This is a genomic window from Streptomyces sp. NPDC104581, from assembly GCF_055583685.1.
Genome location: NZ_JBVJNN010000034.1, coordinates 1 through 23,980, shown reverse-complemented (window position 1 = coordinate 23,980; position 23,980 = coordinate 1). Strand labels below are relative to the sequence as shown.

Below are 23,980 nucleotides of genomic sequence, written 5' to 3'. Positions count from 1 at the left end.
TTCGGGGGCGCTCAGGTCGTGAGCGGGCCGATCCGGTACAGCACCTCGGGCTGGTGGCCCTCGTCGGGGAAGAGTCCCCCGTCGAAGAGCACTTCGCGCTCCAGGGTCGCGCCATGACGCTCGGAGTAGGCGTGGAACATACGGTCCGACGCGATGTTGTCGGGTGTGACGGTGGTCTCGACAGAGGTGACCCCCTGCTCCTCGGTGACCCGCCGGGTGAGTGCGTCCAGCAGGGTTCCGGCGAGGCCCTTGCCGCGGTGGTCGCGGTCGACGGCCACCTGCCAGACGACCAGGGCCTCGGGGCGCTCGGGCCTGATGTAGCCCGTGACGAAGGCGATGGGAGCCCCCTCCGGGCCGGCATCCGGGCCGGGCCCCGCGTCGGTGCCGGAGGAGGAGACAGCGCGGGTGTCGCGGGCCACGACGGACGTCGCGGCGAAGTCACGGCACCACAGCAGATAGCTGTACGAGGAGTTCAGGTCCAGTACCTCGGAGTCCCGGGCGATGCGCCAGATCGCGGCTCCGTCCTCCACTCGTGGGGCGTCGATCCGGAAGGACCGTGTGAATTCGCTTCGGGCACCTGCAAGGTCTGCGTGGGCGGCAGTCATGTTTCTTTAATTTACCGAGCGAATTCAGAAATCGCATCGGCAGCAGGGGTTGGGCAGGGGCCTGATCTGTGTTATCACGCGGGCGTGTGCGCCACTGCCCCGAAGGGGTGATCTGCCCATGTTTGTCCCGTAGATTTCGGGCGAGACGGGCATGCTTGTGTACTCGGTCACATATGCGTAACGCTCTCGACGCGCCCCGGAATTACCTGGCGGGCATTGTTGAAACCTGAGCGTTTAGGATCAAAAAAAGCGGGCAGACGAATACGGGAAGCTACGCGGGTTGAATGCATTCCCGTATTCTCGAATTAATCCTGCCGTTGATTTCAGGATGCGTCGGCGGGCCAGCTGTCGGACACTGCCTTCTCGGCCGCCGCGAGATCCACCGCGGCGCCGGTCCGGGCGAGCGCGGCCCCGAGGGCCGCGAGCGAGGCCCGCACCGCGCCACGGGTGGCGTGGGAGCCGTAGTGATTGACCCGGATCATCTCCTTCGACAGCGCCCCGCCACCCGCGATCAGCGGCAGCGAGGAATCGGCCGCGAGGGCGTCCGCCACCAGCCCCGCGGCGTCCACCCCGGCCGGAGTGCGCAGCGTGGTGGCCACCGGCGCCGCGTCCCGCACGGAGTACACGAACGGCTCAAGCCCGCCGCCGAGTGCGACGGCGCCCGCGCGGGTGGCCGCGGCCGCCGACGCGTGCGCCGCCATCCGGGTGACGAGCCCCTCGCTCTCGATGCGCTCCAGACACGCGTCCAGGGCCAGCATCTCCAACTGGGCGGGCGCGTGGGGCAGGGCCTTGCGGCCGGTGTCGATCCAGCGCTCCTTCCAGTCCAGGAGCGAGAGGTACGAGCGGCGCGGCGCCCCCGGATTCGCCGCCAGCCGCTCCCACGCGCGGGCGCTCACCGACACGGCGGAGACCCCGGCCGGGCCTCCCATGGCCTTCTGCGCGCCGATCACGCACAGATCGACGCCCCAGGCGTCCGGGAGGAGCGGCTCGGCCGCCACCGACGCGACGGCGTCCAGCATGAACAGGGCCCCGTGGGCCCGGACGGCCTCGCCGATCTCGGCCACGGGGTTGGTGTTGCCGGTGGCCGCCTCCGCGTGGACCAGCGACACGAAGTCGATCTCCGGGTGCTCCGCGAGCGCCCGCTCGACCTGCTCGGCGCCGGCCGCGGCGTGGAAGGGCACCACCAGGTCGACGACGGTGGCGCCGCAGTCACGGAGCCAGTCGCCGAAGGTCTGCCCGTACGGACCGGTGACGACGTTCAGCGCGGTCGAGCCGGCGCGGGCGCCGCCACGGACGCAGCCCTCCAGGGGAAGCAGCGCCTCACCCTGGGTGATCACCACGTCCTGTTCGGTGTCGAGCAGTGCGGCGACCCGTCGCTCGACGGCCGCGAAGTGGGCGGGGGTGAGGGGGGCGAGGTCCAGCAGCGGGTGGGTCACGGAGCTTGCTCTCTTCGGGTCGGGCGGATGTGTCCGGCGGCGAGGCATGTGCTCGCCGGCCGACGGGAAGCGTTCCACGCGCCGCTCGAACGGTGTTCGGACACTCCCTCGTCGAGGGTACTCAGCGCCTCGTACAGTTCGGGCCATGAGTGATCGCGCGGTGCTGCATGTGAAGGGGCGGGTGCTCGTAGGCCCTGACGACGTCAGGGACGAGCTGTGGGTCGTGGACGGGCGGACGAGCTACGAACGCCCCTCGGGCGCGCGTGACGTCCGTACGGTCCACGGCTGGGCGGTGCCGGGTCTGGTCGACGCCCACTGCCACGTCGGTCTGGACACCCACGGCCCGGTGGACGAGGCGACCAGCGAGAAGCAGGCCCTCACGGACCGGGACGCCGGCACGCTGCTCCTGAGGGACGCGGGCTCGCCGTCGGACACCCGCTGGATCGACGGCCGTGACGATCTGCCGAAGATCATCAGGGCGGGCCGGCACATCGCGCGCACCCGCCGCTACATCCGCGACTTCGCCCATGAGATCGAGCCGGGCGACCTCGTCGCCCACGTCGCGCGAGAGGCCCGGCGCGGCGACGGCTGGGTCAAACTCGTCGGCGACTGGATCGACCGCGAGGCGGGCGATCTGACCGCGTGCTGGCCGCGCGCCGAGGTGACGGCGGCGATCGCGGAGGCGCACCGGCTCGGCGCACGGGTGACGGCGCACTGCTTCGCCGATGTCGCGCTGCGCGATCTGGTCGAGGCCGGGATCGACTGCGTCGAGCACGCGACGGGCCTGACCGACGAGCTGATCCCGCTCTTCGCGGAGCGCGGTGTCGCGATCGTCCCCACGCTCGTCAACATCGCGACCTTCCCGGACCTGGCGGCCGGCGGCGAGACGAAGTACCCGCGCTGGTCGGCCCATATGCGACGGCTGCACGCGCGGCGTTACGACACGGTCCGCGACGCGTACGACGCGGGGATCCCGGTCTTCGTCGGCACCGACGCGGGCGGCTCCCTGGCGCACGGTCTGGTGGCCGACGAGGTCGCCGAGTTGGTGAAAGCCGGTATTCCGCCGCTGGAGGCGCTGTCGGCGACCGCGTGGAGTGCGCGGGCCTGGCTGGGCCGCCCGTGCCTGGAGGAGGGCGCTCCGGCCGATCTGGTGGTCTTCGACGAGGACCCGAGGGCGGATGTGCGGGTGCTGGCGGAGCCGCGGCGGATCGTGCTGAACGGGCGGGTCGTGGGCTGAGGTTGGCGTGCCGGGGGCGGAGGGGGCTGAGGAGGCGCGTTGACGGCGTCGTGCCCGCCGCGCGCCCCGTGTACGCCTGCCGGAACAGGCTCCCGCGCCACCCCGCACCCCCCGTGCGGGTTGCGCGGAGGAACGCCCGTACCCGTCGATTCGAACGGTGGCGCGGAAATCCCACTTTGGAGTGAACTCACCCCAGGTGTCCACCAGTTCACTCTCGGTGCGTAAGGATTCCGGTGTCTCGGTCGCCACCCGCCGCACACGTGTCCCCGTGCCGGCCGGTCGGCGACGTCAAATCTCTGTGGGGGTTCCACCATCTTGAACAGCGATGTCTTCCGCATGCCCGCGCGCCGTTCCGCAGCCCTGACCGCCGTCGCGGCCCTGGTGGCCGGGCCCGTCGTGCTCGCCGCCCCGGCGCAGGCCACCGGAGGAACCGGAGCGGACGGCGGCGGAAAGGGCAAGGCGGGCGCGGTCGTTCTGCGGACCGGCCTCGACGTCTCCCTGCTCGACAAGTCGGTCCAGGTGCCGCTGCGCGCGGCGCTCAACGAGGTGGCGGCCCCGGCCGACGCGGACAGGACCGCGCTCACCGTCGAACTCGACGGTGTCGACGGGGGCAGGCCGTTCACCGTGCTGCGCGCCGACGTCGCCACCGCGCGGGCCACCGCAGGCGAACGGAGGGCCGAGGGGTACGCCGACATCGCCCACGCCAAGGTGCATGTGCCGGGGCTGCCGCTGCTGTCGCTCATCGAGGTGGAGGAAGTCACCTCCAAGGCGGTCTGCGAGGCGGGAGCGAAGCCCGTCGCCGAGTCCAACCTGCTCGGCGCCGTCACCGTCCTCGGGAAGAAGGTCACGCTCTCCGCGGGCGGGCCGACCCGGGTCGAGGTGCCGGGCGTCGGCGAGGTGACGCTCGACCTGTCGCGGACGCGGACCACGTCCCGTACGGCCGCGGCGACCGCGCTCGAACTGCGGGTCTCGGTGAACCCGCTCGAACTGAACGTCGCCGACGTCCAGGGCACCGTCACACTCGCCGAGGCGACCTGCGAGGCGCCCGCCGCACCGGAGAAGGAGGGCGTCGCACCGCAGACCACGGGCGAACCGGCGCCCGAGAACCTGGCCGAGACGGGCGGCAGTTCCACGACGCCGTACCTGGCGGGTGGGGCCGTGCTGCTGCTCGCCGTGGGCGGGGGCTCGCTGGCGCTGGTGCGGGCACGCGCCAGGCACTGAGCCGCCGCGCCCGCCCTCCGGGCGGGAGTTGACCGCACGGGGTGCCGTACCGGGGAGGGCCGGGCGGTTGGGTGCCGATCCGGCGGCCGGGCCGGGGTGCGTCGCCCGTGCTTGGGCCGCCGGTCGCCGCCTCGGTCGGGGACGGGTGCGTCGCGTCGGCTGCTGGGCGGGGGGTGATCACGCGGGGTGCGGTGCCCGTGACAGTTCGGTGCCGATCCGGCGGGCGGGCCGGGGCGCGTCGTATCGCCCCCCTCGGAGCGTCCGGCCGCGACTTCAAGCGCGGGCATCCGGCAGGGAACGGTGCAGCGCGCGCAGGAATCGGTCCGTCGTTGCCCGGTTCCGTACGGCGATCCGCAGCCAGCGTGGCCCGAGGCCCGGGAACGTGTCGCCGCGGCGGACCGCGAAGCCCTCCGCGCGCAGGCGCTCCCGTACGGCCGCGGCCGACTCCGTCGCCACGAGGACGAAGGGGCCGGCCGCCGGTTCCACGGCGCGTACACCGTCGAACGCGGCCAGTCCGGCCAGCAGATGCGCCCGCTCCGCCGCCGTACGGCGCGCCGCCGACTCGGCCTCCGCGAGCGCGGCGGGCGTCACGCACGCCTCGGCGGCGGTGAGCGCGGGCGTCGAGACCGGCCAGAGCGGCTGGGCCGCGGCGAGCGCCGCGACCGTCGCCGGATCCGCCAGCACGTAGCCGATCCGCAGACCGGCGAGCCCCCAGGTCTTGGTCAGGCTGCGCAGCACCACGAGCCCCGGCACGTCCCGGCGCCCCGCCAGCGTCTCCGGCTCGCCGGGCACGGCGTCCATGAACGCCTCGTCCACGACCAGCGTCCGCCCCGGACGCGCCAGTCGCAGGAGGTCGTCGGCCGGGTGCAGCACGGACGTCGGATTCGTCGGATTGCCGACGACCACCAGGTCCGCGTCCCCGGGCACGGCGGCCGGGTCCAGCCGGAAGCCGGCGCCGGCCTCCAGCAGGACCCGCCGCACCGTGTGCCCGGCGCCGCGCAGCGCCGCCTCCGGCTCCGTGAACTGCGGATGCACCACGACGGGCCGGCGCGCCCCGAGCGCGCGGGCGAGCAGCACGAACGCCTCCGCGGCGCCCGCCGTCAACAGCACGCGTTCCACCGGCAGCCCGTGCCGCGCGGCGACGGCGGCCCGCGCGGCCCGCCCGTCGGGATAGGCCGCGAGACCGGTGAGCGAGGCGGCGATCCGCTCGCGGAGCCAGTCCGGGGGAGTGCCGGGACGGACGTTGACCGCGAGATCCGTCAACTCCGCGCCGTCGTCCCGCACTTCGGCGTCGCCGTGGTGACGCAGGTCGTGCGGGCCGGCCGGTGTCTCAGTGCGCGTGCGCATGACTGCCGTGGCCGTGGCCGTGGTGATGGCCATGATCGTGTCCGTGTCCGTGGTCGTGGCCGTCGTCGTCCGGATGGAAGTGCGGCTGCTGCGGAGCCCCCACCTTGTCCGCGAAGCCCGGCAGCGCGACGCGGTAGACGCACGAGTCGCAGTTCATCCGCAGATCGCCCCGTACCGCCTCGCGGTAGCGCTCCATGACCAGATCGAGCAACTCCTCGGTCGGCCCCACCACATCGGCCGACACCACCTCGGTCTCCGGATGCGCCGCCGCCCACTCCCGCGTCTGGCGCACCACGCGCTCCGGCAGGATCCCGGTGAACAGGAAGTACGGCAGGACAACGATCCGCCGCGCACCGAGCCGTACGCAGCGGTCGAGCCCGCTCGGCACGTCCGGCGCGGCCAGCGACACGAACGCCGTCTCCACGCCCGCGTAACCGCGACCCTCCCAGAGAAGCCGCGCCGCCTTCAGCACCTCCGCGTTGGCGTCGGGGTCGGTCGAGCCGCGCCCCACGAGCAGGACGGTCACTTGCGACCTGTCGCCGTCGTGACCCGCCAGCCGTGCCAGCGCCTCGTCCAGCCGGCGTTCGAGGACGGTGAGCAGCGCGGGGTGCGGGCCGAGCGGCCGGCCGTAGCTGTACGAGATGCCCGGGTGGCGCTCCTTCTCGCGCTTCAGCGCGGCCGGGATGTCGCCCTTGGCGTGACCGGCGGACACCAGCATCAGCGGGACCGCGGCGAACCGGGTCACGCCCCGTTCGACGAGTTCGGACACGGCGTCGCCGATGGGCGGCGCGGACAGCTCGATGAAGCCGCCCGCCACGGGTAGTTCGGGGTGGCGCCTGCCCAACTCCCTTACGAACTCCCGGAAGGCCTCGGCGCCCCCCGTGTCCCTGGTGCCGTGGCCGGCGATGAGCAGTGCGGGTCCGGGGGTGGTCACGCGTCCTCCTTGGCGAGCTGGTGATGGGGCGGGTCGTACGGGTGGTAGAGCAGGGCGTTGAGCGCGGCGGCGGCCACGGCCGAGCCGCCCTTCTCCGAGATGTTGGACACCGAGGGCAGCCCGCTCCCGCGCAGCGCCGCCTTCGACTCGACGGCGCCGACGAAGCCGACCGGCAGCCCGATCACGAGCGCGGGCGCGGCGTCCAGGAGCAGCAGCTCCTCAAGTGCGGTGGGGGCGCAGCCGATCACCCAGACCGCGCCCGTTCCCACCTGTTCGTACGCCAGGCGCACCGCGTGCGCGGAACGGGTCAGCCCCGGGCCCGACACGGCCTCCTTGAGACGGCAGACCGCGGTGCGACGGGTGATCCCGGCGGCGACCATCTCCACATCGGCGACGACCGGCGCGCCCGTGTGCAGCGCGCCGTGCGCGGCGGCCAGTGCGGGTTCGTCGCAGACGAGATCGGTCACATAGGCCGGATCGGCCGCCGAGTGGACGACACGCTCCACGACCGCGCGGGTCAGCGGCGCGAGGTGCGAGGTGTCGACGCGGGCGCGCAGCCTGCGGTACGACTCCTCCTCGATGGGATGGACGACACGCTCCCGCTGGTTCACCGGGCTCCTTCCGTCTGCCACCGGTAGCCCCGTGGTGTCACCATGCGGCCCGCGATCTCACGCGTGGCCGTGTTGCCCACCGTCACCACCGTCATCATGTCCACCGTCGCCGGGTCGAGCCCGGCGAGCGTGGTGAGGTGGCTGGTGCCGTCGGGGCGGGACGCGTTGCGTACGACGCCGACGGGTGTCGTCCCCGTACGGTGCTCCGCCAGCAGGGCGAGCGCCTTGGGCAGTTGCCAGTCCCGGCCCCGGCTGCGCGGGTTGTAGAAGGTCACCACGATGTCGGCCTCGGCGGCGGCGCGGACACGGCGCTCGATGACCTCCCACGGAGTGTGCAGGTCGCTGAGGCTGATCGAGACGTGGTCGTGCCCGAGGGGCGCGCCGAGTATCGCGGCGGCGGCCAGCGCGGCGGTCACGCCCGGCACACCGACCACCTCGATGTCGTCGGTGGCCTCGGCGAGCGCCGGCGACGCCATGGCGTACACGCCCGCGTCGCCGCTGCCGACGAGGGCCACCGCGTGGCCCGCCCGCGCCTCGGCCACCGCCGTACGGGCCCGCTCCTCCTCGCGCCCGAGCCCCGACTCGACGACACGGGTGCCCGGCCGCAGCAGGTCCCTGATCTGGTCGACGTACTGGTCGAGCCCGACGAGCACCGAGGCGCGCCGCAGTTCGGCGGTCGCGCGGGGTGTCAGCAGGTCGCGCGCGCCGGGGCCGAGCCCGACGACGGCGAGCCGCCCGCGCGGCGGGCGGCGTACGACGGCGCACGTGGCCATCGCGGCCCGTCCCACGGGGTGCGACTTCCGCTTCGGTACGAGGAGTTCACCGCCGCGCCCGGCGGCGAGCGCGGCGGCCTCGGCGACCGACGGGGTGCCGACGGCGGCGAGCGGCGCGCCGGACGGGTTGGGCACGGCGATCGCGGCCAGTACGTCCGCCGGATACGTCCGCACGGGCACCCCGAGCCTCTCGGCCGCCCCGACGATGCCGGGCTCGTCCGCCTTGGCGTCGACGGTCGCCAGCTCCACGACGCTGAGCACGGAGAGACCGGCGTCCCGCAGCGTGTCCCGGACGAGCCCGTCCACCTCGTCGACCCCGACACCCCGGCTGGCGCCGACCCCGACGACCAGCGACGGCGGCCGGACCACGGCGTCCGCCACGCCGAGATCCACGGCCCGGTCGCTGACGAGCAGCCGCGGCCCCCGACCGCCGGTCCCGTTCGCCGCCACCCCGTCCTCCGCCGCCCCGCACGCGTCCGGCGGGGCCGCCCGCCGTACGTTCGGGGGAAGCGGGGGCAGGGGCCACACCGCGTCCCTGTGCAGGGTGACCGGGGCGCCGTCCAGGATCGCGCGGGTCACCGTTGCCACCGCGCCCTCCGTGGGGAGGCCCAGCGTGTCGAGGCCGGGGATGCCCGTGGCGTCCGTCGCCGTCGTGATCACCGGGGTCGCGGCGAGGACCGAGGCGACCTCCGTGGCCAGGGAGTTGGCCCCGCCGCCGTGGCCGCCGACGAGCGACACCGCGTAGCGGCCGGCCTCGTCCACGCACACGACGCCCGGGTCCGACGCCTTGTCGGTCAGGAGCGGGGCCAGCAGCCGTACCGTCGCCCCCGTGGCCAGGAAACACACCAACTGTTCGCACTCGGCGAACGCGCGTTCCACCGCCTCGCGTACCGGACCCCGGTAGACGCGGGTGCGGCCGGGCCACGCCGTGGCCAGGCGGTCGCGGGCCGCGGTGCCCGCCGCCGTGGCGGAGATCAGGCCGATCATCTGGTCGCTCCTCGCTGGGGACGGAGATCCGCCGGGGGGCGGTCGCCCCACAGCAGGAAGACGGGGTTGGTGCCCGCGAGCCGGGTCACCTCGCCGGGCAGCGGCGCGAGCCGCGAGGAGTGCAGCAGGACGCCACCGGTCGCGAACCCGGCCGACGACAGCGCGTCCCGCACCGCACCCACCCGGTCCAGCGCGGCGACCGCCACCACGACCGTCCGGCGGGCCCGGCCCGCGCACGCCGTGACGATCGCGGGCAGTGCACGGCCCCCGCCGCCGACGAACACCGCGTCCGGATCGGGCAGTTCGTCCAGCGCGGCGGGTGCGGACCCGTGCACGGTCTGGACGTCCACCCCGTGCGCCAGGGCGTTCGCCCGCACCCGCCCGGCGCCGTCGGACGACTTCTCCACCGCCACCACAGCCGCGCCGAACCGCGCGCACTCCACGGCCACCGACCCCGAGCCCGCGCCGACGTCCCACACCAGATCGCCCGTCCTCGGCCCGAGCCTGGCCAGCGCCAGCGCGCGCACCTCGAACTTGGTGATCATCGAGTCCCGGTGCGCGAACTCCTCCTCGCCCAGGGCCCAGCGCGCCGGCCCCGGCCCGCGGCCCGCCACCGTGCGCGGCTCCGGGGCGTGCGCCGCCGTCCGCGCGTCGTCCAGGCAGAGCACCACACTGAGCGGCTCCGGCCAGACGCGGGCCGCCGCGTCGGCCGGTGACACGTGTTCGATCCGCTCGCCGTCCCGGTCGCCGAGCGCCGAGGCGACGACGAGCTTGCGCCGGAGCCCGGTGTCCGCGAGCGCGGCGCCCAGTTCCGCCGGTCCCGCCCCCGGACCGGTCAGCACGGCCACCTTGGGATGCGCGCGGCAGACATTGACCGCCGTACGGAGGTCGCGCCCGTGCGCGCTGACGACGACCGCGTCGTCCCACGGCAGGCCGACGCGGGCGAACGCCACGGCGACCGAAGGGGCGGCGGGCCGTACGTCCAGGGCCCCCGGCCCGAAACGGCCGGCCAGCGCCCTGACGATCCCGAACAGCCCCGGATCGCCGGAGGCCAGCACCACGACGCGGCCCGCGCCCTCGTCGGCGCGGTGCCGCGCGATCACGTCCAGCGCCGGCGCCAGTGGTCCGAGCACCACCCGGGAGATCCGCTCGGGCAGTCCCGCCGCCGCGGCCTCCTTGAGATGCCGTCGCGCGCCGACGACCAGCGTCGCCTCCGACAGCGCGCGCAGGGACTCCGGGCAGAGCGGTGTCCCCGTCCCCGTACCGATGACCGTGATCACCGCGCGGCGTCCCGGGCCCGCTCCTCGCGCAGAGCCTTGCGGGCGGCGGGCTCGGCCCGCCGGAAGCCGTGGAAGTGCCCCGGGTGGTAGAGGTGCGAACGGGTCCCCGAGGCGGACAGCGCGGGCCCCACCAGGAACAGCGTGTGCTTCCAGAGCCTGTGCTCCTTGACGGTCTCCTCCAGCGTGCCGAGGGTGCAGCGCACGACCAGCTCCTCCGGCCAGGTCACCTGGTGGGCGACGACGACCGGGGTCGACGTCGGATAACCGCCCTCCAGGAGCTCCTGGGCGAGCTGCCCCGACCGCGCGGCCGAGAGGAACACCGCCATCGTCGTGCCGTGCCGTGCGAACTCCCGCACCTCCTCACCGGGCGGCATCGGCGTCTTCCCGCCGCCCAGCCGGGTGAGGATCACCGACTGCGCGACCTCCGGAATGGTCAACTCCCGCCCCGCGACGGCGGCGACCGCCGAGAACGACGAGACCCCCGGCACGATCTCCACCTCCAGACCGAGTGCGGCACAGCGGTCGGCCTGCTCCTGCGTACCGCCCCAGAGGGACGGGTCACCCGAGTGGATACGGGCGACCTTCAGCCCCTCGCGCACCGCCCGCTCGTACACGGCGACGACGTCCTCCAGGGAGAGCGCGGCCGAGTCGAGGATCTCGGCGCCCTCGCGCGCGTGGTCGAGCACCTCGGCCCGCACCAGGGACGCCGCCCAGATGACGACGTCGGCGCCGGCGATGGCACGCGCGGCACGGAAGGTCAGCAGGTCGGCCGCGCCGGGGCCCGCCCCGACGAAGGTCACCCTGCCGGTGGTACCGCCCGCGCCGGTGCCGCCGGTGCCGGTCGTGGCTCCGGCGGCGGCGACGCTGTCGGTGTCTGTGTGGCTCTGGGTCATGAGCGGCTGTCCTCGCGGGTCAACGGGGCGGGGGAGCGGAAGGGGTGAACATGAACGTGCGGACCGGGGGTCCCATCGGTTAGCAAGGGCGCATGGCGGTGTTCGTCGCGCTCGGCGCGTTCCTCATGACGCTCTTCGGCGGCTGGACGGCGCAGCGCGTCACCGACCGCCGTCATCTGGTGCTCGGTCTGGCCGGCGGGCTGATGCTCGGCGTCGTCGGCCTCGAACTGCTGCCCGAAGCCATGGAGGTGGCCGGCGAGGACTTCCTCGGCGTGCACCGCGCGCTCCTGCTGTTCGTCGGCGGATTCCTCTTCGCGCACGTCGTGGAACGGCTGCTGGCCGTACGCCGGGCCGCGCACGGCGCGCCGGACGGCGCCGGCCCCCACGGCCGCGGCGCGCCCGCCGGAAGAATGGAGCGGACACCTGAGGTGGGACTGACGGCGGCGGGCGCCATGGTCCTGCACAGCCTGATGGACGGCATCGCGCTCGGTGCCGCGTTCCAGGTCGGCGGCGGAGTGGGCGCGACCGTCGCGCTCGCCGTCATCACCCACGACTTCGCCGACGGGTTCAACACCTACACGCTCACCAGCCTCTACGGGAACGACCGCCGCAAGGCCTTCGCGATGCTCTTCGCCGACGCGCTCGCGCCCGTCGTCGGCGCCGCGTCCACGCTGCTGTTCACCCTTCCGGAGGAACTTCTCGGCAGTTACCTCGGCTTCTTCGGCGGCGCGCTGCTGTATCTGGCCGCCGCCGAGATCCTCCCCGAGGCGCACCACGAGCACCCGGCGCTGTCCACACTGCTGTGCACCGTGGGCGGCGTGGCGTTCATCTGGCTGGTGGTGGCGCTGGCCGGCTGATCCGGCCCGGCCGGTGCCGGGCGCGCTCACAGCTTGCCCCCGCGCCCGCCGTCACGCCGCGCGGGCGCGATGAGCGTCGAGAGATACGGCAACGGTCCCCGCTCCAGCTCCGACGCCGGCCGGATCGACTCCTCCGGCAGCCCGAGCGCCGACCCCCACACCGCGCCCTCCGTACGGCCGGTCTCCCGCAGCGCCGTGGCGACCTCGCCCGCCAGCCGGCCGAACTTGTAGGCCACGACCGTGCCGGGGCCGTTCAGCGCGTCCTTCAGTACGGAGGTGCCTGCCGTCATCGGCACCAGCGTCAGCGGTTCGGTCCCCTCGGCCAGCACGACCTCGCCGCGCGCCGCGAGGTCCTGCATCGCGGTGATCCCGGGGACTGTCTCCACGACCGTCCCCGGCACCAGCTCACCGATCGTCTGGGCGAGATAGGTGAAGGTCGAGTACACGTTCGGGTCGCCGATCGTGGCGAACGCCACGCTTCCGTGCGGATGCGCGCGCAGCAGGTCGGCGACGCGCCGGCCCGCGGCGTCCCAGGCGGCCTCACGGCGGGCGCGGTCCGCGCGCTCGTTCAGCGCGAAGACGATCCGTACGACGCGCCCGGCGCCGACGTGGTGCAGCACGGTCGCCTCGGCCCGGCCGGGCTCCCCGCCGTCCGTGCCGTCGGCCGCCGCCATCACGGGAACGACGACGACGTCGGCCTCCCGCAGACACCGCACGCCCTTCACGGTCACCAGCTCCGGGTCACCGGGCCCCACACCGACCCCGACGAGTCTGCCGCTCATGCCGTGCACCTTTCGACGAATCTCCGTGCCGTACCGGGCGCCGCCGCCCAGTGCGTGTGCAGATAGCTGGCGTGCACCCCCCGCTGTACGAAGCCCTCCACCCGGCGCTCGGGCCGCACCAGCCCCCAGGCAGGTGCCGCACCTGCCCCCGGCTCCAGCACCGTCCGGTGGAACTCGTGACCCCGCAGCCGGGTCCCGGCGGCCGCGAGGACGCTGTCCCCGACGGCGACGGCTTCCCGGTACCCGAGCGTCAGCCGCTGCGACATCCGCGCGTCGGCGTCGAGCACCCCGCACATGGGCGCCCCGTCGAGCGACCGCGCCAGATACAGCAGCCCGGCGCACTCGGCGGCCACGGGCGCGCCGGAGCGCGCCAGTTCGGCGACGGCCTTGCGGAGGGGTTCGTTGGCGCCCAGCTCGGCGGCGTACACCTCGGGGAAGCCGCCCCCGATGACCAACCCCCCGGTTCCGGGCGGCAGTCGCTCGTCCCGCAGCGGATCGAAGACGACGACATCGGCACCGGCGGCGCGCAGCAGCTCGACGTTCTCGGCGTACGAAAAGGTGAACGCGGCCCCGCCGGCGACAGCCACGGTCAGCCCCGCAAACCCAGCCCGCCCGGCGTTTGAGGGCACCGCCGAAGGCGGTACGGGGTCGGGGTCCGGGGCGGAGCCCCGGTTGTGGGAAGGGGCGGGCAGGGGAACGTCCCCGCGCAGCGGCCCCGCACCCGCCGCCCGCACCGCGTCACCCGGATCCCACACCCCCACCTCCAAAGAAGGCGCGCTCCGCGCCAGCGCGAGCAGCCCCTCCACGTCGCACCCCGCCCGCACCCGCTCCGCCAGCCCCCGCACCACCGACACCGCGTCCTCGCGCCGCTCGGCCACCGGCACCAGCCCCAGATGCCGCGACGGCGTCTCGATCTCCGCCGCGCGCCGCAGCACCCCCAGCACCGGCACGCCCGACTCGTCCAGCGCCTCGCGCAGCAGCTCCTCGTGCCGGTCGGACCCGACCTTGTTGAGGATCACCCCGCCGATCCGCACCTCCGGGTCCCACGAAGCGAATCCGTGCACCAGGGCCGCCACGGACCGGGACTGCGACGACGCGTCCACCACGAGCACCACCGGCGCCCGCAGCAGCTTCGCCACCTGGGCGGTGGACGCGAGTTCGCCCTGCCCGGCGGCGCCGTCGTACAGCCCCATCACGCCCTCGACCACGGCCAGGTCGCAGCCCGCCGCGCCGTGCGCGAACAGCGGGCCGACCAGCTCCGTACCGCACAGATACGCGTCGAGGTTCCGGCCCGGCCGCCCCGTGGCGAGCGTGTGGTAGCCCGCGTCGATGTAGTCGGGCCCGACCTTGTGCGGCGACACGGCGAGACCGCGCCCGGCGAGGAGCGCCATCAGTCCGGTGGCGACCGTGGTCTTGCCGCTGCCCGAGGCCGGCGCGGCGATGACGAGACGGGGCACCATCACCGTCGAACGGGGCGGCACAGGGACGGTCTTCACCACTCGATGCCCCTCTGCCCCTTCTGCCCCGCGTCCATCGGATGCTTGACCTTCGTCATGTCGGTGACCAGATCGGCGAGTTCGACCAGCGCCTCCGGCGCGTTCCGCCCGGTGATCACGACATGCTGTGTCCCCGGCCGCTCCCGCAGCACGCGTACGACCTCGTCGGTGTCCACCCAGCCCCAGTGCATCGGGTAGGCGAACTCGTCCAGCACGTACAGCCGGTACGTCTGCGCCGCCAGGTCCCGCTTGACCTGCTCCCAGCCCTCACGCGCCGCTTCCTCGTTGGACAGCTGGCGGTCGCGCTGCACCCAGGACCAGCCCTCGCCCATCTTGTGCCAGGCGACCGAACCGCCTTCGCCGCTCGCCCCCAGGACCCTCAGCGCGTGCTCCTCGCCGACCTTCCACTTCGCCGACTTGACGAACTGGAACACCCCGATCGGCCACCCCTGCGTCCAGCCGCGCAGCGCGAGCCCGAACGCCGCCGTCGACTTGCCCTTGCCGATGCCCGTGTGGACCACGACCAGGGGGCGGTTGCGGCGCTGCCGGGTGGTGAGCCCGTCGTCCGGCACGGAGGCCGGCTGTCCCTGCGGCATCAGGCCGCCCTCCGCTTCGAGCCCCGTGCGTCCCGGGCGGCGCCCTGGACGTCCCTGACCAACCCCGCGACGCTGTCCGCGCGCAGCTCGTCGAGCGTGACGGCGGCGCCGCCCAGATCGGCCGCCAGGGCTGCCGCCAGCCCGAGCCGTACCGGCCCCGACTCGCAGTCCACGACCACCGACGCCGTGCCCTCGGCGGCGTGCAGCCGTGCCGCGCGCCCACCGAGCGCCACCGGGTCCGGCCCGCCCGTCGCCCGCCCGTCGGTCACCACGACGAGCAGCGGGCGCCGCGCGGGATCGCGCATCCGCTCCACCCGCAGTACGTCGTGCGCCTTCAGCAGCCCGGCGGACAGCGGGGTGCGCCCGCCCGTGGGCAGTGACTCCAGCCGTGCGGCCGCCGCGTCGACCGACGAGGTCGGCGGCAGCGCCACCGTGGCCCGGCTCCCGCGGAAGGTGACCAGACCGACCTTGTCGCGCCGCTGGTAGGCGTCCAGGAGCAGCGACAGCACCGCGCCCTTCACGGCGGACATGCGCTGCCGCGCCGCCATCGACCCGGAGGCGTCCACCACGAACAGCACCAGATTCCCCTCGCGCCCCTCGCGGGCCGCCTGCCGCAGATCGTCGCGCCGCACCACCAGCCCCCGCCCCGAACGCCCGCGCGCCCGCTGGTGCGGGGCGGCGGCCAGGACGGTCGCGGCCAGGTGCAGCTTGGTGAGCGTCCCCCGGGGCCGCCTGGCGCCCGTCGTACGGCCGTGGTCGGTACGGGCCCGTGAACGGCGCCCCGCCGCGCCCTCACCGAGGCCGGGCACGCTGAGGACCTTCGTACGGAAGGGCTCCGCTGACCGCACGGCGGACCGCTCACCGCCACCGGATCCCGGCGGCGGCCCCGTCCCGTCGCCCGGCTCGCCGCCCGCGCCCGGCTCCGCCGGGCCGGACGGGTCCCGGGGAGCCTCGGGCGGCCCGTCCTGCGGCGGACGCCCGCCGCCGCCGGGCCCGTCCGGATCCGGATCGTCCTCCGGGGAGCCGTCCCGGTCGCCCTCGCCCTCCCCGCCGCCGTGCTCCGCCAAGGTGTCGTCGAGCTTCTCCTCGTCCAGCCCCGGCGCGTCGAAGGGGTTGCGGCGCCCGCGGTGGGGGAGTGTCAGCAGGGCCGCCTGCCGTACGTCCTCGGCCAGCACCACCGTGCGGCCCGCCCACGCGGCGAGCGCCGCCGCCGTCCGCGCCATCACGATGTCGGCCCGCATGCCGTCCACCTCGAACGCCGCGCACGTCGCCGCGATCTGCCGCAGCGCTCCGTCCCCCAGGCGCACCTCGGGCAGCAGCGCCCGCGCGGCCACGACGCGCGCCCGCAGCCCGTCCTCCTCCCCGGCCCACCGCGCGGTGAACGCGGCGGGGTCCTCGTCGTACGCGAGCCGCCGCCGCACCACCTCGACCCGCTGATCCGGCTCGCGCGACGCGGCGACCTCGACGGTCAGCCCGAACCGGTCGAGCAACTGCGGCCGCAGCTCGCCCTCCTCGGGATTCATCGTCCCGACGAGCAGGAAGCGGGAGGCGTGCCGTACGGAGACACCCTCACGTTCCACGTAGGAGGCGCCCATCGCGGCGGCGTCCAGCAGAAGGTCCACCAAGTGGTCGTGGAGGAGGTTGACCTCGTCCACGTAGAGCACGCCCCGGTGCGCGTCGGCGAGCAGCCCCGGCTCGAACGCCTTCACGCCCTCCGCCAGCGCCCGTTCGATGTCGAGCGCGCCGACCAGCCGGTCCTCCGAGGCGCCGACGGGCAGTTCGACCATCCGCGCGGGCCGCGCCGCCCCGCCGCCGCCCTCGTGCGGCCCGTCGGGACACGCCGGGTCCGGAGCCCCCGGATCGCACGAGAACCGGCACCCGGCGACGACGGACACCTCCGGTATCAGCGCGGACAGCGCCCGTACCGCGGTGGACTTGGCGGTTCCCTTCTCGCCGCGCACCAGCACCCCGCCGACGGCGGGGGAGACGGCGTTGAGCAGCAGCGCGAGCCGCAGATCGTCCTGCCCGACGATCGCGGTGAAGGGGTAGGGCGTACTCACAGTGCCTCCATGGCATGGGTCGGCGTGTTCGGCGCTTCCGGTGTTCGGGGGCCGGCTCCGTTGTCCGGGACCGCGGTCATTCGCCGCCGCCCTCCAGATCGCCCTCCAGCTCCAGGTACGTCGCCCGCAGCCGCTCCAGCGTCTCCTCGTCCGGCTCCGCCCACAGCCCGCGCTCCGCCGCCTCCAGCAGCCGTTCGGTGATCCCGCGCAGCGCCCACGGGTTGGAGCGCCGCATGAACTCCTGGTTCTCCGGCGCGAAGACGTACTCCGCCGACAACTTCTCGTACATCCAGTCGTCCACGACCCCGGCCGTCGCGTCGTACCCGAAGAGGTAGTCCACGGTCGCCGCCATCTCGAACGCGCCCTTGTACCCGTGCCGCCGCATCGCCGCCATCCAGCGCGGGTTGACCACCCGCGCCCGGAACACCCGGTGCGTCTCCTCGCCCAGCGTGCGGGTGCTGATCCGGTCCGGGGTCGCGCTGTCACCCACGTACGCCTCGGGCGACTCACCCGTCAGATGCCGCACCATCGCGACCATGCCGCCGTGGTACTGGAAGTAGTCGTCCGCGTCGACCAGATCGTGCTCCCGCGTGTCGACGTTCTTCGCCGCCACCTTGATCCGCCGGAACGCCTTCTCCATGTCGCCGCGCGCCGCCCGCCCGTCGAGCCCGCGCCCGTACGCGTAACCGCCCCACACCGCGTACACCTCGGCCAGGTCCGCGTCCGACCGCCAGTTCCGCGCGTCGATCAGCGGCAGCAGCCCCGCCCCGTACGCGCCCGGCTTGGACCCGAAGATCCGCGCCGTCGCCCTGCGCCGGTCGCCGTGCTCGGCCGTGTCGCGGTCCGCGTGCGCCCGTACGTAGTTGGACCCGGCGGGCTCGTCCAGCTCGGCCACCGCCCGCACGGCGTCGTCGATCAGCCCCACCACATGCGGGAAGGCGTCCCGGAAGAAGCCCGAGATCCGCACCGTCACATCGATCCGGGGCCGTCCCAGCTCCGCCAGGGGCACGATCTCGAAGCCGCTGACCCGCCGCGACGCGTCGTCCCACACCGGCCGGCAGCCCAGCAGCGCGAGGATCTCGGCGATGTCGTCGCCCTGGGTGCGCATCGCGGACGTCCCCCACACGGTCAGCCCCACCGACGCCGGATAGGCGCCCGTGTCGGCCAGATACCGGGCCACCAGTGAGTCCGCGAGCGACTGGCCGACCTCCCAGGAGAGCCGCGACGGAATGGCCTTGGGGTCGACGGAGTAGAAGTTGCGGCCCGTCGGCAGTACGTTCACCAGACCGCGCGTCGGCGACCCGGACGGGCCCGCCGGGACGAAACCGCCGTCCAGCGCGCGCAGGACGTTGCCGATCTCGTCCGTCGTACGGGCCAGCCTCGGCACCACCTCCGTACAGGCGAAGCCCAGCACGGCCACCGCCGACGGCAGTTCGTGCCCCAGCACCTCCCCGACGAGCGGCGCCGCCGCCGACAGCTCCCAGCCCCGCTCCTCCATGCCCTCCGCGAGCCGCCGGCAGAGCTGCTCCAGCAGATCGATCGCGTCGGCCGCCGACCTGGCCGGGCCCGTGACCAGGTCCGTCAGCTCCACCGGCACCTTGAGCGGCGCGCCGGGCTCGCCCAGCAACTCCTTCTCGACCAGGCCGAAGTGCTCGGCGAGCGCCGCCCGCAGCCCCGGCAGCGCGTTCGCCTCGCCGCCCCACACCTGCGAGGCACGCAGTACGGCGAGCACCAGGTTGACGCGGGCCCCGTCCCGGGGGCCGCCGCCCAGTACGTGCAGGCCGTCCCTGATCTGGACGTCCTTGATCTCGCACAGGTAGCCGTCGACGTGCATGACGAACGAGTCGAAGTCGTCGTCGTCCGGCTGCTCGTCCACATGCAGGTCGTGGTGCAGTTCCGCGGCCTTGACGAGCGTCCAGATCTGCGCGCGGACCGCCGGAGCCTTCGCCGGGTCGAGATCGCTGACCAGCGCGTACTCGTCGAGCAGTTGCTCCAGCTTGGCCAGGTCCCCGTAGGTGTCGGCGCGCGCCATCGGCGGCACCAGATGGTCCACGACGGTGGCGTGGCCGCGCCGCTTGGCCTGGGTGCCCTCGCCGGGGTCGTTCACGATGAACGGGTAGATCAGCGGCAGTTCGCCGAGCACCGCGTCCGGGCCGCAGCCCGCCGACAGACCGAGCCCCTTGCCGGGCAGCCACTCCATCGTGCCGTGCTTGCCCATGTGGATGATCGCGTCCGCGCCGAAGCCGTTCTCCGCGGCGGCCGTCTCCAGCCAGCGGTACGCCGCCATGTAGTGGTGCGACGGCGGCATGTCCGGGTCGTGGTAGATCGCGATCGGGTTCTCGCCGAAGCCGCGCGGCGGCTGGATCATCACCACGACGTTCCCGAACCGGAGCGACGCCAGCACGATGTCGTCGCCGTCCACGTACAGCGAGCCCGGCGGCTCACCCCAGTGCTCCAGCATGCCGGCCCGCAGCCCCGGGTCCAGCCGGTCGAACCAGGCGCGGTAGTCGGCCAGTGGCACCCGCGCGGGCGCCACCGCCAACTGCTCCTCCGTCAGCCACTCCACGTCGTGGCCGCCGGCGGCGATGAGCCGGTGGATCAGCTCGTCGCCGTTGTCGGGGTGCCCGTCCGCGCCGTCCCCCACCGCGTAACCGGCGTCGCGCAGGGCGTCCAGCACCCGTACCGCCGACGCGGGGGTGTCGAGACCGACCGCGTTGCCGACGCGTGAGTGCTTCGTCGGGTACGCGGTGAAGACCACCGCCAGCCGCTTGTCCGCGTTCGGCTTGTGCGCCAGCCGCGCGTGCCGCACCGCGATCCCGGCGACCCGGCCCGCCCGCTCGGGGTCGGCGACGTACACCGGAACCCCGTCCGGGCCCTCCTCCTTGAAGGAGAAGGGCACCGTGATCAGCCGTCCGTCGAACTCCGGGATCGCGACCTGCATCGCCGCGTCCATGGGAGACAGCGCGGCGTCCGACGCCTCCCAGGCGGCCCGCGACGACGTCAGGCACAGCCCCTGGAGGACGGGCACGTCCAGCTCCGCCAGCGCCCCGATGTCCCACGCCTCGTCGTCGCCGCCCGCCGACGCGTCCGAGGCGCGCGTGCCGCCCGCGGCGAGGACGGTGGCGACCAGCGCGTCCGCCGACCCGAGCCGCTCGTACAGGGCCGGGTCGGCGCCGCGCAGTGAACCGCAGTACAGAGGGAGGGCGTTGGCGCCCCGCTCCTCGATCCGGTCGCACAGCACGTCCACGAAGGAGGTGTTCCCGGAGAGGTGGTGCGCGCGGTAGAAGAGGACCGCGACCGTGGGCCGCCCTTCCACCGGGGCGCGCTCGCCGTGCACACCCCACTCGGGCATCGTGCGCGGCGCCTCGAAGCCCTCGCCGGTGAGCAGCACGGTGTCGGAGAGGAACCGGGCCAGCTCCGCCAGATTCTCCGGCCCGCCCTCGACCAGATAGCGCAGGGCCTCGGCGACCACACCGGCGGGCACCGACGAGTCGGCCATCAGCTCCGCGTCCGGTACGGACTCGCCGCCCAGCAGTACGGTCGGGACACCGGCCGCGGCGAGCGCCGCCAGACCGCCCTCCCAGGCGCGCTTGCCGCCGAGCAGGCGCACGACGGCGACGCGCGCCCCGGCGATCAGCCCGGGGAGGTCCCCTTCGGGGTCGATCCGGTTCGGGTTGCCGATGACGTACGGGGCGCCCGAGGCACGGGCCGCCAGCAGATCCGTATCGGCGGTGGACAGCAGCAGCACACCCGGGGGAGGCGCGGCCGGGGAGGGGCTGTTGACAGGCGCGGTGGTCATGGCGCTCCAGGTGCGACGAAGGGAAGTCCTGACGGGGCGCCCGACTCGATCAGCCGCAGCAGCGCGTCCGTGTCCGCGTGCTCCTCGATCAGATCGCCGAGGAGATCGAGCTGTTCCTCGCGCAGCGAGGCGAACGAGGTGTCGGGTACGGGTACGAAACGGCGCCCCGCCGCCGTGGCCACGGCGCGCAGGAAGGCGCGCCGGAAGCCGTCGCTCTCCAGCGACCCGTGCCAGTGCGTACCCCACACCTGGCCCGAGCGGCACCCGTCGAGACGGCGTCCGCCGCTGTCGACGAGGAACGGCTCGCCGCCTTCCACGGAGGCGACGCCGTGGTGGATCTCGTATCCCTCGACGCGCTCGCCCAGCGCCTCGCCGACGGGCCGCGCCAGGGTCTTCTCACGGGCGAACTCGACCCGTACGGGCAGCAGTCCCAGCCCGGCGACGGCGCCCGCCCGGGACTCGACGTCGTCCTCGATGTGCTCGCCGAGGAGCTGGTAGCCGCCGCAGACACCGAGGACCGGGCCGCCCCCGGCGGCGCGCCGCAGCAGCGCGTCGGCGAGACCGCGCTCGCGCAGCCAGGCCAGCGCCCCGACCGTGCCGCGCGTGCCGGGGACGATCACCAGGTCGGCGTCCGCGATCTCCTCGGGGCGGTCCACGAACCGCACCACGACGCCCGGTTCGGCCGCCAGCGCGTCCACGTCGGTGAAGTTGGACATCAGCGGCACCGCGCAGACGGCGACCCGCAGCACCTCCTCTCCGTACGGAGGCGCCACCACCGACTCGCGTACGGCGCCGCGCAGCGAGACCCGCAGGCCGTCCTCCTCGTCGATGCCCAGGCCGTGCCGGAAGGGCAGCACACCGTACGTGGCGCGGCCGGTGAGTCCGCGCAGCATCTCCAGACCCGGCTCCAGCAACGACACGTCGCCGCGGAACTTGTTGACGAGATAGCCGGCGACCAGCGACTGGTCCCCGGGGCTCAGCAGCGCCGTCGTACCGAAGAAGGACGCGAAGACACCGCCTCTGTCGATGTCCCCGACGACGACGACCGGCAGCCGGGCCGCCCGCGCGACGCCCATGTTGACGATGTCGGTACGCCGCAGATTGATCTCGGCCGGACTGCCGGCGCCCTCGCAGATCACCGCGTCGTACGTGCTCCGCAGCTCCTCCAGACAGTCGGTGACGGTGCCGAGCAGCGTCTCCTGGCGGCCGGGGCCCGTGCCGTCGCCGTGGTAGCCGCGGGCGCTCAGCTCACCCACCGGCCGTCCCATCAGCACCACTTGGCTGCTGCGGTCGCCGCCCGGTTTGAGCAGGACGGGATTCATCAGCGCCGTCGGCTCGACCCGCGCCGCCTGGGCCTGCATCGCCTGCGCCCGGCCGATCTCGGCGCCCTCGCGCGTCACGAACGAATTCAGCGACATGTTCTGTCCCTTGAAGGGCGCCACCTTCACGCCCCGGCGTACGAGCCAGCGGCAGATGCCCGCCGTGACGACGCTCTTCCCGGCGTCGGAGGTGGTGCCCGCGACGAGCAGCCCGCCGCCGCGCCGACGGCCGCGCCCGCCGCCCGTCGGCTCCGCGCCCCTCTGCTCCGTGCCTCCCGGCTCCGTACTCATCGGGCCCTCCTCTTACGGAGGTTGCCGGCCAGCAGGCGTCCGGCCACGCAGACGCCGAGCGCCAGCGCGCCGACGCGGCGCGACAGCCGGACCGCCCGCTCGATGTCGGCCGGCTCCACCCGCCGTCCGCCGCCGCCCAGGACCGGCCGGTGCTCGACCCGTCCGCCGTACGCGAGGGTGCCGCCGAGCCGTACGCCCAGCGCGCCCGCGAACGCCGCTTCCACGAGGCCCGCGTTGGGGCTCGGATGGCGGCCCGCGTCGCGCCGTACCGCGCCGAGCGCCCGCGCGGGCGCGCCGCCCGCCACCGCGGCCAGCGCCGCCGTCAGCCGGGCCCCGGGCCAGCCGGCCACGTCGTCCAGCCGCGCCGATGCCCAGCCGAAGCGCAGATGGCGCGGCGAACGGTGACCGACCATCGCGTCCAGCGTGTTGACGGCGCGGAACGCGACCAGTCCCGGCACCCCGCCCAGCGCGCCCCAGACGAGGGCGCCCACGACGGCGTCCGAGGTGTTCTCGGCGACGGACTCCACCACGGCGCGGGCGATCTGCCGCTCGTCCAGGCCCTGCGGGTCCCGCCCGCACAGCCGCGGCAGCCGCTCCCGCGCGAGTTCCACGTCACCTGCCGCCAGCGCTCCGGCGACGGCGCGCGCCTCGCGCCCCAGCGACGTACCGCCGACCACGGTCCAGGTGACGGCGGCGGTCAGGACGACGGAGGCGGCGGTACGGTCCCGCAGCCCGCGCGAGACGAGGGCGGCCACCCCGGCCGTACCCCCGGCGCACACGACGGCGTGCAGCGCGCCCCACCCCCGGTGGTCGTGCCACAGCAGACGCTCGACGGCGTCGGCGGCCCGCCCGAAGCCGGCGACCGGATGGCCGCGCCGGGGGTCGCCGACGAGCAGGTCTGCCAGCAGACCGGCGGTGGCGCCGTACGCGAAGACGCTTCCCGGGGCCGGTACTCCGCGCCCCGCCGAATACTCGGCACGCATCGCTCAGTCCGCCGATACGCCCCGGGACGCTCGTGGGGGTCTGGTACTCACAGCACTGGACGCGACAGCTGTAGCGCAGCCGGGCATGGCGACATGTCCTCACTCAGGGTCCGCGCCCCGGTTCGACGTGATGCGGCGACAAGAGTTCCTGGCTCCGGGAGACATGGCTGTCTCCCGTCACAGTGGCGGGACCGCGCCGGATTCGCACCGGCTTCCTCTTCGCTGTCGCCGTATTGGCCTCGGCAGTCCACCACGCGTGCGAATCCCCGTCAACCGGGCTTTGACCTGCGACGGGGCAGTGTGCTGAGGCCCACACGCCGCGGGCGGCCCGAGAGAACGGGAACGCGACCGAGGGGGGGGGGGGGGGGGGGGGGGGGGCCCCCCCCCCCCCTCCCCCCCCCCTCTTTCTCCTTTTGCGGGGGCCGGGGGGTGGGGGGGGGCCTTCAATGAACACCAACAACAAAAAAAACAAA

At 74.3% G+C, this 23,980-nt stretch carries 18 protein-coding genes and 1 riboswitch; of the genes, 3 read left to right on the top strand and 15 right to left on the bottom strand.

The window, feature by feature from the left end:
* Positions 1-11: 11 nt before the first annotated feature.
* Together ectA and ACZ61E_RS24450 are read right to left on the bottom strand one after the other, a co-directional pair.
* On the bottom strand, positions 12-605 hold the full coding sequence (gene ectA, locus ACZ61E_RS24455; RefSeq protein WP_469701990.1) for a diaminobutyrate acetyltransferase: 594 nt from the start codon (positions 603-605) through the stop codon (positions 12-14).
* A gap of 323 nt (positions 606-928) precedes the next feature.
* Positions 929-2,041: a pyridoxal-phosphate-dependent aminotransferase family protein gene (locus tag ACZ61E_RS24450; RefSeq protein ID WP_469701989.1), complete on the bottom strand. Its 1,113-nt coding sequence runs from the start codon at positions 2,039-2,041 to the stop codon at positions 929-931.
* A 145-nt stretch (positions 2,042-2,186) separates the two neighbouring features.
* Between ACZ61E_RS24450 and ACZ61E_RS24445 the strand changes: the two genes are divergently transcribed.
* On the top strand, positions 2,187-3,278 hold the full coding sequence (locus ACZ61E_RS24445) for an amidohydrolase family protein (RefSeq protein WP_469701988.1): 1,092 nt from the start codon (positions 2,187-2,189) through the stop codon (positions 3,276-3,278).
* Between the two features lie 315 nt (positions 3,279-3,593).
* Positions 3,594-4,499 (top strand): SCO1860 family LAETG-anchored protein, encoded by a 906-nt coding sequence (locus tag ACZ61E_RS24440; protein WP_469701987.1) that lies wholly within the window; start codon positions 3,594-3,596, stop codon positions 4,497-4,499.
* A gap of 273 nt (positions 4,500-4,772) precedes the next feature.
* Here ACZ61E_RS24440 and cobC read toward each other — a convergent pair whose 3' ends face one another.
* The 6 genes from cobC to cobM are packed head-to-tail and all read right to left on the bottom strand — an operon-like array spanning position 4,773 to position 11,231.
* Positions 4,773-5,879 (bottom strand): Rv2231c family pyridoxal phosphate-dependent protein CobC, encoded by a 1,107-nt coding sequence (gene cobC / locus ACZ61E_RS24435; RefSeq protein ID WP_469701986.1) that lies wholly within the window; start codon positions 5,877-5,879, stop codon positions 4,773-4,775.
* A complete protein-coding gene (locus tag ACZ61E_RS24430) occupies positions 5,830-6,780 on the bottom strand; it encodes a sirohydrochlorin chelatase (RefSeq protein ID WP_469701985.1) in 951 nt (316 codons plus the stop codon). The genes cobC and ACZ61E_RS24430 overlap by 50 nt, the downstream gene beginning before the upstream one ends.
* Positions 6,777-7,391 carry a precorrin-8X methylmutase gene (locus ACZ61E_RS24425; protein ID WP_469701984.1) on the bottom strand — a complete coding sequence of 205 codons (615 nt, stop codon included), beginning with the start codon at positions 7,389-7,391 and terminating at the stop codon, positions 6,777-6,779. The genes ACZ61E_RS24430 and ACZ61E_RS24425 overlap by 4 nt, the downstream gene beginning before the upstream one ends.
* Positions 7,388-9,151, bottom strand: a complete 1,764-nt coding sequence (gene cobJ / locus ACZ61E_RS24420) for a precorrin-3B C(17)-methyltransferase (RefSeq protein WP_469701983.1) — start codon at positions 9,149-9,151, stop codon at positions 7,388-7,390. The genes ACZ61E_RS24425 and cobJ overlap by 4 nt, the downstream gene beginning before the upstream one ends.
* Positions 9,148-10,431: a precorrin-6y C5,15-methyltransferase (decarboxylating) subunit CbiE gene (gene cbiE / locus ACZ61E_RS24415; protein ID WP_469701982.1), complete on the bottom strand. Its 1,284-nt coding sequence runs from the start codon at positions 10,429-10,431 to the stop codon at positions 9,148-9,150. The genes cobJ and cbiE overlap by 4 nt, the downstream gene beginning before the upstream one ends.
* Positions 10,428-11,231 (bottom strand): precorrin-4 C(11)-methyltransferase, encoded by an 804-nt coding sequence (gene cobM, locus ACZ61E_RS24410; RefSeq protein WP_469702039.1) that lies wholly within the window; start codon positions 11,229-11,231, stop codon positions 10,428-10,430. Before cobM ends, cbiE begins: the two co-directional genes overlap by 4 nt.
* Before the next feature lie 185 nt (positions 11,232-11,416).
* Between cobM and ACZ61E_RS24405 the strand changes: the two genes are divergently transcribed.
* A complete protein-coding gene (locus ACZ61E_RS24405; protein ID WP_469701981.1) occupies positions 11,417-12,181 on the top strand; it encodes a ZIP family metal transporter in 765 nt (254 codons plus the stop codon).
* Between the two features lie 26 nt (positions 12,182-12,207).
* Here the strand turns inward: ACZ61E_RS24405 and cobI are convergent, their stop codons facing one another.
* The 7 genes from cobI to ACZ61E_RS24370 all read right to left on the bottom strand — a co-directional run bounded on the left by cobI (position 12,208) and on the right by ACZ61E_RS24370 (position 23,507).
* The gene (gene cobI, locus ACZ61E_RS24400) at positions 12,208-12,963 is read right to left on the bottom strand and encodes a precorrin-2 C(20)-methyltransferase (RefSeq protein WP_469701980.1); all 756 of its coding nucleotides are present in this window, start codon (positions 12,961-12,963) and stop codon (positions 12,208-12,210) included.
* Complete coding sequence (locus ACZ61E_RS24395) at positions 12,960-14,423, bottom strand: cobyrinate a,c-diamide synthase (protein ID WP_469702038.1); 1,464 nt, start codon at positions 14,421-14,423, stop codon at positions 12,960-12,962. The genes cobI and ACZ61E_RS24395 overlap by 4 nt, the downstream gene beginning before the upstream one ends.
* 32 nt (positions 14,424-14,455) lie before the next feature.
* Complete coding sequence (cobO, locus tag ACZ61E_RS24390) at positions 14,456-15,055, bottom strand: cob(I)yrinic acid a,c-diamide adenosyltransferase (RefSeq protein WP_469701979.1); 600 nt, start codon at positions 15,053-15,055, stop codon at positions 14,456-14,458.
* A complete protein-coding gene (locus ACZ61E_RS24385; protein ID WP_469701978.1) occupies positions 15,055-17,115 on the bottom strand; it encodes a putative cobaltochelatase in 2,061 nt (686 codons plus the stop codon). Before ACZ61E_RS24385 ends, cobO begins: the two co-directional genes overlap by 1 nt.
* A gap of 76 nt (positions 17,116-17,191) precedes the next feature.
* Positions 17,192-20,914, bottom strand: coding sequence for a cobaltochelatase subunit CobN (cobN, locus tag ACZ61E_RS24380; RefSeq protein ID WP_469701977.1), 3,723 nt, complete (start codon positions 20,912-20,914; stop codon positions 17,192-17,194).
* On the bottom strand, positions 20,911-22,524 hold the full coding sequence (locus ACZ61E_RS24375; RefSeq protein WP_469701976.1) for a cobyric acid synthase: 1,614 nt from the start codon (positions 22,522-22,524) through the stop codon (positions 20,911-20,913). Before ACZ61E_RS24375 ends, cobN begins: the two co-directional genes overlap by 4 nt.
* The gene (locus tag ACZ61E_RS24370) at positions 22,521-23,507 is read right to left on the bottom strand and encodes a cobalamin biosynthesis protein (RefSeq protein ID WP_469701975.1); all 987 of its coding nucleotides are present in this window, start codon (positions 23,505-23,507) and stop codon (positions 22,521-22,523) included. The genes ACZ61E_RS24375 and ACZ61E_RS24370 overlap by 4 nt, the downstream gene beginning before the upstream one ends.
* A gap of 120 nt (positions 23,508-23,627) precedes the next feature.
* A riboswitch (cobalamin riboswitch) is annotated at positions 23,628-23,774 on the bottom strand.
* Positions 23,775-23,980 lie beyond the last annotated feature (206 nt).

Coding starts and splice junctions, on each gene's coding strand:
- cobC (WP_469701986.1), bottom strand. CDS start 5,879: ATGGCCATCACCACGGCCACGGCCACGGCAGTCATGCGCACGCGCACT.
- cobI (WP_469701980.1), bottom strand. CDS start 12,963: ATGAGCGGCAGACTCGTCGGGGTCGGTGTGGGGCCCGGTGACCCGGAG.
- ectA (WP_469701990.1), bottom strand. CDS start 605: ATGACTGCCGCCCACGCAGACCTTGCAGGTGCCCGAAGCGAATTCACA.
- ACZ61E_RS24395 (WP_469702038.1), bottom strand. CDS start 14,423: ATGGTGCCCCGTCTCGTCATCGCCGCGCCGGCCTCGGGCAGCGGCAAG.
- ACZ61E_RS24375 (WP_469701976.1), bottom strand. CDS start 22,524: ATGAGTACGGAGCCGGGAGGCACGGAGCAGAGGGGCGCGGAGCCGACG.
- cobO (WP_469701979.1), bottom strand. CDS start 15,055: ATGCCGCAGGGACAGCCGGCCTCCGTGCCGGACGACGGGCTCACCACC.
- cobN (WP_469701977.1), bottom strand. CDS start 20,914: ATGACCACCGCGCCTGTCAACAGCCCCTCCCCGGCCGCGCCTCCCCCG.
- ACZ61E_RS24445 (WP_469701988.1), top strand. CDS start 2,187: ATGAGTGATCGCGCGGTGCTGCATGTGAAGGGGCGGGTGCTCGTAGGC.
- ACZ61E_RS24370 (WP_469701975.1), bottom strand. CDS start 23,507: ATGCGTGCCGAGTATTCGGCGGGGCGCGGAGTACCGGCCCCGGGAAGC.
- cobJ (WP_469701983.1), bottom strand. CDS start 9,151: ATGATCGGCCTGATCTCCGCCACGGCGGCGGGCACCGCGGCCCGCGAC.
- ACZ61E_RS24405 (WP_469701981.1), top strand. CDS start 11,417: ATGGCGGTGTTCGTCGCGCTCGGCGCGTTCCTCATGACGCTCTTCGGC.